Origin of the sequence: Alishewanella sp. BS5-314 (assembly GCF_025377695.1) — a bacterium.
In the GTDB taxonomy this organism is placed as follows: Bacteria; Pseudomonadota; Gammaproteobacteria; order Enterobacterales; family Alteromonadaceae; genus Alishewanella; species Alishewanella aestuarii.
Genome location: NZ_JACEHJ010000001.1, coordinates 948,806 through 959,090, shown reverse-complemented (window position 1 = coordinate 959,090; position 10,285 = coordinate 948,806). Strand labels below are relative to the sequence as shown.

Below are 10,285 nucleotides of genomic sequence, written 5' to 3'. Positions count from 1 at the left end.
TGGCACCGCCAGTGCCACTGAGCAATATTGGCCACAACTGCGCGAGCATAGCTATTTAATGGGCTACTGTGCTTCAGCCGACGATGTCTATGCTGCCAGTCGTGGCTTGCGCACCTTAGGGGTGCGGTTAAAGCAGCATGAACAAAATGCGTTGCAGGTGGCGCAGTGGTTAGCACAGCGACCCGAGGTGGCGACGGTACGGCATCCGGCCTTTGCCGATCACCCAGGTCATCAGCAGTTTAAACGTGATTTTAGCGGTAGCAATGGCTTGTTTTCGTTCGTGTTGAGCCAAGGCTCACTAAAACAAGTGGAAGCCTTTATCGAAGGAATGCAGCATTTTAAAATGGGTTTTTCCTGGGGCGGCTATGAAAGCCTGATCACAGTAACCCTCAATGTGCAGGCTCTACGTCAGGCCAGCCACTGGCCCTACAGCGGGCCCTTGATCCGGCTGCATATCGGCCTGGAAGATCCGGAGGATTTAATCGACGATTTGCAGGCGGCTTTTCAGCGCTTTCATGCGGCCATATAGCATTGCATAACTATGCGATTCTGTGGCTGGCGCTGGCTAGGATTGCCTGCATTAGTGCAGCCTAAATCTGCTCTAAAAGCCAGCAGTTTGGTTTTTTCTTATTCAGGAACTGCATAAATACTCACCGATCGGTATTTTTCAGGCAGTTTTTGCTGGCGATTTCACCACAATTCCCTACAATGCGCGCCCTCTGCAGCAGTGCCGGCACAGGTACTGCTGAGTTGTATCAGCCACTGGCTGTTTTATTCAGGAGCAAGCATGTCTGTATCGTTATCCAAAGTGAATTCTTTGCGTTTAAGTGTGGTGGCCGCTGCCGTTGCTGCAGCCAGTCCACAGTGGGTTGTGGCAGAAGAAAGCCCGCAGGCGGCAACCGAGCGCATTCAGGTTACCGGTTCGCGCATTCTGCGTGAAGGCGCTATAGCCCCGTCACCGGTAACGGTGATTTCCGGTCGTGATCTGGTGGAAACCGGCGCCATGAATATTGGTGAAGTGTTAAAAGAATTACCGTCACTGGCTGCCACTTATTCACTGGCTAACGCAGGCCGTTTTATCGGTACTGCCGGCTTAAGCTTACTGGATTTACGCGGTATGGGCGCTTCCCGTACGCTGGTGCTGGTTGATGGCCGTCGCCATGTTGCCAGCAGTGCCGGCAGTGCTGCGGTCGATACCAACAGCATTCCTACTGCCTGGTTAGACTCGGTGGAAATTATTACCGGTGGTGCCTCAGCCGTATATGGTGCCGACGCGGTAACCGGCGTAGTAAACTTTAAACTGAAAAAAGACATTCAGGGTTTCGATCTGGTGCTAAGCCGTGGTTTTGCTCAGGATAACCCGTACGATAACCATAAAGCCTTATTATCCTTTGGTACCGACTTCGCTGCGGGCCGTGGTAACTTTGCAGTAGCTGCTGAGTTTTCTGGTCAGGAAGGGATGAACGCCACTGACCGCCGGCAAACCCGCACCTCTTATATGGCTGTCGCTAACCCGGCTGACCGTGATGGTCGTGATAGCAACGGCGTCTTTATTCACGATGGTATTCCGGATCGGATCACCGTTGCTAATGCCGGTTGGTATGACAGCTCAACGGCCGGTAATTTTAAGTTAAATGGTGACTGGTACATCTTTAACCAGGACGGCAGCGTACGCCTGCAGGAGCTGGGTACCACCTATGGCAATATTGAGCACTGCAGCAACTGTGAATTTTTAGATCTGCGGCAGTATCAGGATCTGCAGCCAAGCTTTAACCGCCAGAACCTGAATATGAAAGCTAACTTTGACCTGACCGACAGCATCAACCTGTTCGCCGAAGGTAAGTATGTGCGCAGCAAAGGCAGTAACGAAGGTCAGCCATCATTCTTTGAATATGGCTCAGCGATCCGCATTATGCGTGACAACGCCTACCTGGATGACAGCATGGCAGCGCTGATGGACGCCAATAACCTGGATTCAATCCGTATTCACCGCTTCCAGAAAGATGCTGGCCGTCGCTTTGAACAAAATACCCGCACTACATCACGCTTTGTTGCCGGTGCGCAGGGTGAGCTGTCGGCAGACTGGGGCTTTGAAGCCTATGTTACCCACGGCGAAACCAAGCTGGAGCAGGTTAACTATAACAACCTGATCCGCACTAACTTCGCCCAGTCAGTTGATGCCGTAGTTGATGCCAATGGCCGTATTGTGTGTCGTGACGCCACTGCCCGCGCCAACGGCTGTGCACCAACCAGCCTGTTTGGTAACAACGCCATTAATGATGCGGCCCGTAACTGGTTTAATACCACCTCTTACAGCCACAGCACCATCCGCCAGCAAGTGGCGAATGCCAGCGTTAACAACAGCGGTCTGTTCGAATTGCCTGCCGGTATGGTCGGCTTCTCAGCCGGTGCTGAATACCGTAAAGAAGAAAGTGAATCTGTACCGGATCGCTTTGCCGCTACCGGCGCTACTTTCCTGAATTCACTGCAATATATGCGCGGTGAGTTCGATGTGAAAGAAGCCTTTACCGAAGTGTCAGTACCATTGCTCTCTGATCTGCCACTGATCCAGGATCTGGTATTTGATGCTGCGGTGCGTTACGCCAATTACAGCACCATCGGTGATGCCACCAGCTGGAAAACCGGTCTGGACTGGAGCCTGAATAGCGAGTTCCGGATCCGTGCCACTTACTCTGAAGCGCTGCGGGCACCGAATATCAGCGAACTGTTTGGCCCGCAAAACCAAACCTTCTTCCGGGTAACAGATCCGTGCGCTACCACCGAGCGCCAGAGCCAGACGCGGGTAAACAACTGTGCCGCCATTGGTATTGCCCCGGACTTCCAGCTGAACAACCCTGCAGCGACAGTTGAAGGTTTAAACGGCGGCAACCCGGATCTGCGTGCTGAAAAATCAGATAGTTACACTGTTGGTTTTGTTTACCAGCCAGATTTTATCCGCGGCTTTAGCATGACCGTTGACTACTGGTCGATTGAAATCAATGACGCTATCGCCTCTATTTCTGCACAAAATATTCTGAACCGCTGTGTCGATTCAGCCAGTGGCCCGAATATGCAGTTCTGTAATCTGGTACAGCGTAACCCGCAAACCCAGACGCTGCGCTTAATTACCTCAGTAGTGCAGAACGTGGCGGCACAAACGGCCAGCGGTATCGATTTTGAATTTGGTTATGACTTTGACGCCCTGGGTGGTCGCTTTAATACCAAATTAATTGGTACCTGGCTGGAATCGCGTAAAACCTATTCGTTCCAGAACTTCCCGAACGAATATATTGAAAACGCCGGTGTTGCCGGTGACGCGACCTGGCAAGCCAACCTGAGCGTGAACTACCGTTACGATGCCTGGACAGCTGGCTTTAAAACCCGCTATATCGATGCGGTATCGCTGTTCACCAGCCAGTCACTGGCGCTGAACCCGGATCCAAGCGATATTATGAGCTACGGCAGCTACTTTGTAACCGATATTCGCCTGGGTTACGACTTCGCCAGCGGCGTTAAACTGGCATTCGGTGTTGATAACCTGTTTAACCGCGATCTGCCGGGTGTGGCTTTAGGCACTACCGCAGAAACCGGTCTGTACAATAATATCGGCCGTTTCTTCTACACCAGCTTCTCTTACGCGTTCTAAGCGAAGCGCTTAACCTATCTAACCCGGCCTTAGTGCCGGGTTTTTTGTTGTCTAATTATTTAACGCTGTTTTTATATTCTAAGTACTCGGCATATCGCTCAGGGTAGTGCGTTTCGACATAGCTATCGATGGCCAACAGCGGTAGTTGTTTTGCGGCTATTGCAAAGTAGCGCAGAAACTTTGTGTCTTGAGCTAAGTCTTCGTTATTCCAATTAGCAATTACAATATGAAAGCGGGCCCGGGCCAGCGCTTCAAGCCCCAGCTCCTCGCCTTGTATCGCTGAGGCAAACACCAGGGCTGTCAGCGCATCCCTGACTTGTTGATCTTCAATTAATAAGGCTTGAGAGTAAGGATTCGCTGCGTTGAAACTAAAATCTGGCTGCTGGTAGCGTATAACCCGCTCTGCATCAGTCACGGCTTTAACAAAACTCAATACTCTGAGAGCTGGCGCATTTAATTCTGTTCCGGAGTGAGGCGCGATAATTTGCTGATTATGTTGATTAAACAGCCAGCTCGCAAAGTCTAAAGCATTGTAATTGGCGGCGAATCTGAGCTCCTCAACACCCGGGTAGCCTTGCTCACTGAGGATGGATGACTGCTGTAACTCAGCTGTGCTAAGTAACCCAAAAAGTAATTGATGCAGGTTATCCAGTAAATCACCTTCTACCGGACTCACTAGTGGTAGTTCATCGACACTATATTGTTCTGCGGACGCAACCGTTTGCATGCGGGACAAAGGCGCGTCACTACTGCTTGCTGCAACGAGCTGTTGCTCTGGCGGCAGCACACGCTGTGGCGCTGGCTTGGGTGTGAGCACGAGATATCCGGCAAAACCAAGTAGCACAAAGACAATCAAAAGCAGAGCCTTGCTATAAGTCATATGAAATTCCTTTTCTCAGTGCTAGCAATTTAGCAGCAAAATACCGTTTGTACTATCCGATAGCACCTCACTCAATACTCACGCCAATAGCGATTGATCTCTTAGCGCGTTCTTCTACAATAGCGCCCAACAAAGCCGGGAGGAATTATGACAGAGATGACGGGCACGGTGAGTTTGACTTTACAGCAACAGGTAGCAAGCTGGCTGGAAAAAAACTGGGTGCAGCGCACCTTATTAAGTTTAATTCTGCTTAACGCCGTTATTCTGGGGTTAGAGACAGTACCGACTGTGATGGCGCAGGCCGGCGGGCCTTTGATGCTGTTGGATAAATGGATCCTGGCGGTATTTGTGCTGGAAATTGCACTGCGTATCTTTGCCTATCGCGGCGCCTTTTTTAAAGATGCCTGGAGTCTGTTCGACTTTACCGTGGTTGCCATAGCGCTGGTACCGGCCAGCGGGCCTTTTGCGGTACTGCGTGCGCTACGGGTACTGCGGGTATTGCGGGTCCTGACCTTTGTACCTTCGATGAAAAAAATCGTTGGCGCACTGGTGCAGTCGTTAAACGGTATGCTGTCCATTGCCATGGTACTGGGCCTGGTGTATTACGTGGCCGCGGTAATGGCAACCAAGCTGTTTGGCGAAGCCTTCCCGGAGTGGTTTGGTAATATTGGCCGCACCCTGTATACGCTGTTCCAGATCATGACGCTGGAGAGCTGGTCGATGGGCATTTCACGGCCGGTAATGGAGCAATTCCCCTATGCCTGGGCGTTCTTTGTGCCCTTTATCCTAATCGCCACCTTTACCATGTTAAACCTGTTTATTGCGGTGATCGTGAATGCGGTGCAAAGCATGCATGACGAAGAGCATAAAGAAGAAATTGATGCCAAACAGCAGCTGCAGCATGACTTAGTCAGCCAGATGCAACAGCTGCAGGCTGAGCTGGCAGCGCTGCGGGCGCAGCTGCCGCCAAAGAACAAGGTTGATTAAGGCTGGTTTAAAAAGCTATCAAGCTCGCGGCCGGTTAGCTTGCTGATACTGCTGAAAATAAACCAGATAGCAAAAAACAGTACCAACATACTGGGCAGGACAATCACCGGGTAACTTAGCCAGGTCATTCTGCCCAGCTCTTCATTAAAGGCGGTGGTGCCCGGCGGACTGACCAGGATCACCTTGGCCAGAATATAATTCAGCGCCGATGACAGGAAAAACGAAGCGGCGACCAGATAGCCGGCCTGCACCAGTTTGCGCTCAAATAATACCGTGTTTTGCCGCTCTGCCAGTGCCTGATACAGCTTGTCGGTGTCGAGGATCTCGCCGTTCAGGATAAACTTTTGCACCAGCGGGTAGGGCGTATACTGGCTGATTAACACCGCCAGACCAATGGCGCCGGGAATGGCCGCCTCTTTAATCGCAATATAGCTGGCGTCCAGTTGCAACAGCGCGATACCGCCGGTCAGCAGCACACTGATCACCCCCAGCACCGAGAAAAAATTCACCTTGCCGGCCTGTTTCAGATCCCAGAGGCCATACAGCACCGGAAACGCCAACGCGACCACTAAACCCCATACCGGCCCCAGATGCTGCTCGCCGGAGAATTTACTTAAGATAATCGCCGGAATGGCCACGTTAATCAGCAGATTGGGTAGCAGGCCGCCGCCTTTTTTCGCGGGCTTGGCCGCAGAGGAATTTTGCATCACAACAACTCCGAAACTGGTTATTGCCGCCAGTATAACCTCAAAAGCTGCGCCGATGCAGCAAGGTCAGGGCCAGACGGCAAGGCCGCTAACTAAAGATCGCGGCCAGTTGCTCCCGGTAACGGCGAGACAGCGGCAGGATGCTGCCACACTTTAGTACCAGGCTGGCGTCGCCTTTTTCACCGGGTCTGAGTTCGGTTATTTCCTGCTTGCGCACCAGATAACGGCGGTGTACCCGGGCAAATAACGCCGGATCCAGTTTTTGTTGTAGCGAAGCCATACTCTCGCGCAGTAAATACATTTTAGGCTGGGAGTACACGGCAATTTCAACATAGTTACCGGCACTTTGGATCCAGCGAATATCTTTAACCTCAACCAAACGTAGCCGGCCCGGATCACGGATAGTCAGGCGCTCAGCATAGCGTGGCGTTGCCTCGTTGCCGTTTTGTGAAAGACTACCAATTATTCTATGGCAGGCTTTGAGCAGCGCCTGCTGGAAGCGCCCGGCGTTAAAGGGTTTTAGCAAAAAATCAACAGCGCTCAGCTCAAAGGCTTGTACTGCGTAATCGGCAGAGGCGCTACACAGGATCACCGCCGACTGATGCCGCAATTGCTGCAATACCGTCAGGCCGTCCAGCAGTGGCAGCTCCACATCCAGAATAATGATATCCGGCTGATGTAACTGTGCCAGTTTCAGGGCATCGGCACCATTATCCGCTTCGGCGCTAATCACAAATTGCGCTTGTTGCTCCAGTAAATGACGGATCCCGGCCCGGGCCAGAGGTTCATCATCCACGATTAAACAGCTTAGTTTCATACTCGGTTCGCTTTAGGGTCGGCATGGCCGGCAGCTTGCCGGTGCTGACCGTATTAACAATGCGCTAAGTGTAATAAAGATACATTCTTGAATGTATCAGTTTTGTCCCGAAAATATGTTAGCTGGTAGCATTGTTACTTTTTTGTATAAGCCCGCGCTGATGTAGGCGTGGCGCAGCTTGCGCGGGATCTTGTCCCGCTTTTAGTCCCGCTTATCCCGACGCTCTCCATCCCGGTGTCTTTTCGCTGGACCCTCAACACTGTGGCCATTAGCTTCGCGCGGGCTACAAGCGGTGTAACACCATTAAAAATGTCTAATAACAACCTGGTCAACTAATTGGCCGGGGTCCAGAGGGAGCGTTATGCAAAAATCCATATTAAATACAGCAGTGCGTCTGGCGATGCTGGCTGCGCCAGTGGCCATTTCCGGCTTTAGCACTGTCGCCGTGGCACAGGAAGAAACCGCTCGGGTAGAGCGGATTGAAGTCACAGGTTCAAGAATTAAACGTATTGGTGAGCTGGCGCCGACACCAATTACCGTTATTACCGGAGACTCACTGGTTTCGGCTGGCGTGGTGAACGTGGGGGATTTACTGCACAAGATGCCGAATACCCTGGTTGGTTTATCGCCGGAAACCTCAAACAATACTATCTTTGCCAGCGGTCTAAACAATACTGATCTGCGCGGCCTGGGCTCCAGCCGTACCCTGGTGCTGGTAAATGGTCGTCGTTTTGTCTCGGGTGCACCGGGCAGCTCAGCAGTAGATTTAAACAATATTCCTACGGCCGTGGTCGAGCGGGTTGAAATCACCACCGGTGGTGCTTCTGCGGTCTATGGTTCTGATGCGATTGCCGGGGTAGTGAACATCATTACCAAAAAATCCTATGACGGTATTACGCTGGACGTATCGACCACCCAGCCAACGCAAAGCGGGGGTGAGGAAGAATACGCCTCTATTACCTTTGGTTCAGAGTCGGGCCGGGCATCCTTTATTACCAACCTGAGCTGGGCACGGCAAAAGCAAATCAGCTATATGGATCGGGATTATCTGCGTGATGCACCAATCGTGATCCGCAACCCGCGGGTAGGGGCGGTCGATTTTGATGCCCGCAACGAACCCAATGCGGTGTTCGAAGGCTTGTTAGGCCGTCAGGTACTGGCCGCTTATGATAAAACCGGTACCTTTGTGGTGGGCGGTAAGCGTTATAACTTTACCGATAGCGGCGAGTTAAAAGAAATGGCACTGGGCCAGCCATTGCCACCTAACCCGAATGGCCGGGTCGACTACCTCGGCGGTGAAGGTTATGTATTTGCTGAAAACCAGTTTTTACGTACGCCGCTGGATCGGATCAACCTGTTCAGCAGCATGAAGTACGATATTAACGACAATCATGCCTTTACTGCGGAATTTACCTACTCAAAAACCGATGCCTACGGCGAAAGCTCACCGGCGTTCCTGAGCTTTGGCGTACTGGGTGATAATGCGCTGTTACCGCAGGCGGCTCGTGATCTGATCCGTAGCACGGCCAATAGCGACTTCCCGGATGGTCGGGTATCGATGGGCTATCTGGCCTCTGATTTCGGCAACCGTCGCTACAGCCAGGACAGAACGCTGGCGCGGATCGCGCTGGGACTGGAAGGCTTTGTTGGCGACTATTCCTATGATGTTTATGCCACTTCAGGCCATGTGCAGGCTGATACCGAGTGGTATGGTGAGATGTTTGAGCAGCGTTTCTACGATGCGGTAGATGCCATCGAACTGGACGGCCAGATTGTATGTCGCAGTGCAGCGGCCCGTGCTAATGGCTGTCTGCCTTTAGATATCTTTGGTCGCGGCATTTATAACCAGGATGCCTACAACTGGGTGAGCACCGACGCGCTGCGCCGCTCGTCTATTCAGCAGCATGTGGTTGGTGCCTCTGTGAGTGGTGAGCTGTTTGAAGTGCCTGCCGGTGGTGTGGCCGGTGCCTTAACGGCCGAATACCGTAAAGAAAAGGCCGATACCCTGCCGGATCCGGCAATGCGTGATGGCTTATTATTTAACAACCAGTCGGCGCCGTTAGCCGGTGATTTTGATGTGAAAGAAATGGCCGCCGAGCTGTCAGTACCGCTGCTGGCTGATCTGCCGTTTGCTGATATGCTGACGTTAGAAACTGCCTTCCGCTGGATGGACTACTCCACTTCCGGTACCGATAATGCCTGGAAAATCGGCCTCAACTGGGCGGTAAACGATGAACTGCGGGTGCGGGTGAACCGTTCTAAGTCAGTTCGGGCGCCTAATATCGGTGAACTGTATAACCCGCCGGGTCAAACCTTCCGCTCGATCACCGACTGGTGTGCATCCAGCCGCGCTAATGCGCTGCCAGAGAAGTACGCGGATAATATCCGGGCGAACTGTGCGGCCCAGGGCATTCCGACTAGCTTTGAACCTTCAGCAGAATGGTTTAGCTCTACCCGTCCGGGCTTTATCGTTGGTAACACTGAGCTGAAAAACGAAGTAGCAAAAGATATTACCGTGGGCTTTGTGTATACCCCGGCCTTTATCGACAATTTCAGCCTGACCGTTGATTACTGGAAGTTTGATATCAGCGATATGATCAACAGCTTTACCGGTACCTCGCTGGTGACACTGTGTTACCAGGCCGACTCGCTGGACAACCCGTATTGCCCGCTGATTGAGCGTGATCCGCAAACCTTTGAGATCGTTAACTACTTCGAGAAGCCAGTTAACTCTGCAGTTAGCCGGACTTCAGGTTTTGATATCGAGGCGAACTACCGTCTGGCTACCGCCGTCGGTGATTTTGGTTTCCGTTTAATCAGTACCTATCTGCAGGAGCGGATGTACAACTCTACCGGCCGGCCGGATGATCAGGTAATTAATACCGGTGAGGTATTAAGACCGAAATGGAAACATCGCTGGACCACCGACTATACCTATGCTGACTTCTCGGCTGCGCTGACCATGACGCACCGTTCAGCCACAGTGCTGTCGAATACCTGGTCGCCAAACGTCAACAACTATAACGATGTACCTTCGTACACCACCTTTGATTTAACGGCCCGTTACAATGTCAGCCCTAAGCTGCAGCTGCGTACCGGTATGTTGAATATGTTTGACCGCAACCCACCGCGTCAACCAGGTGTTTATGACGATGGTGCTGCCTTTGAAGTCATTGGCCGCCGTATTACTGCGGGTCTGAAGTACGACTTCTAAGCGTTAACATAGCCCTTTTTTGGCCAAAGCCGGC

General features: G+C 52.0%; 7 protein-coding genes. 4 read left to right on the top strand and 3 right to left on the bottom strand.

Features of this window, described 5'->3' with window-relative positions; translation table 11 throughout:
* A partial coding sequence (locus H1D31_RS04480) for a PLP-dependent transferase (protein WP_261256412.1) occupies nt 1-529 on the top strand: 529 nt, incomplete at its 5' end.
* Between the two features lie 258 nt (nt 530-787).
* Complete coding sequence (locus tag H1D31_RS04475) at nt 788-3,646, top strand: TonB-dependent receptor (protein ID WP_261256410.1); 2,859 nt, start codon at nt 788-790, stop codon at nt 3,644-3,646.
* 55 nt (nt 3,647-3,701) lie between these two features.
* On the opposite strand, the gene H1D31_RS04470 is transcribed toward H1D31_RS04475, so the two are convergent.
* Complete coding sequence (locus tag H1D31_RS04470; RefSeq protein WP_261256408.1) at nt 3,702-4,526, bottom strand: hypothetical protein; 825 nt, start codon at nt 4,524-4,526, stop codon at nt 3,702-3,704.
* Nucleotides 4,527-4,673: 147 nt separating this feature from the next.
* On the opposite strand from H1D31_RS04470, the gene H1D31_RS04465 reads away from it, so the two are divergent.
* Nucleotides 4,674-5,513, top strand: a complete 840-nt coding sequence (locus H1D31_RS04465) for an ion transporter (RefSeq protein WP_261256406.1) — start codon at nt 4,674-4,676, stop codon at nt 5,511-5,513.
* On the opposite strand, the gene H1D31_RS04460 is transcribed toward H1D31_RS04465, so the two are convergent.
* Both H1D31_RS04460 and H1D31_RS04455 read right to left on the bottom strand, forming a co-directional pair.
* The gene (locus tag H1D31_RS04460; RefSeq protein ID WP_261256405.1) at nt 5,510-6,220 is read right to left on the bottom strand and encodes a VC0807 family protein; all 711 of its coding nucleotides are present in this window, start codon (nt 6,218-6,220) and stop codon (nt 5,510-5,512) included. The genes H1D31_RS04465 and H1D31_RS04460 overlap by 4 nt on opposite strands.
* Before the next feature lie 88 nt (nt 6,221-6,308).
* The gene (locus H1D31_RS04455; protein WP_261256402.1) at nt 6,309-7,037 is read right to left on the bottom strand and encodes a LytR/AlgR family response regulator transcription factor; all 729 of its coding nucleotides are present in this window, start codon (nt 7,035-7,037) and stop codon (nt 6,309-6,311) included.
* Nucleotides 7,038-7,398: 361 nt separating this feature from the next.
* Between H1D31_RS04455 and H1D31_RS04450 the strand changes: the two genes are divergently transcribed.
* Complete coding sequence (locus H1D31_RS04450; RefSeq protein ID WP_261256400.1) at nt 7,399-10,251, top strand: TonB-dependent receptor plug domain-containing protein; 2,853 nt, start codon at nt 7,399-7,401, stop codon at nt 10,249-10,251.
* Nucleotides 10,252-10,285: the final 34 nt, after the last annotated feature.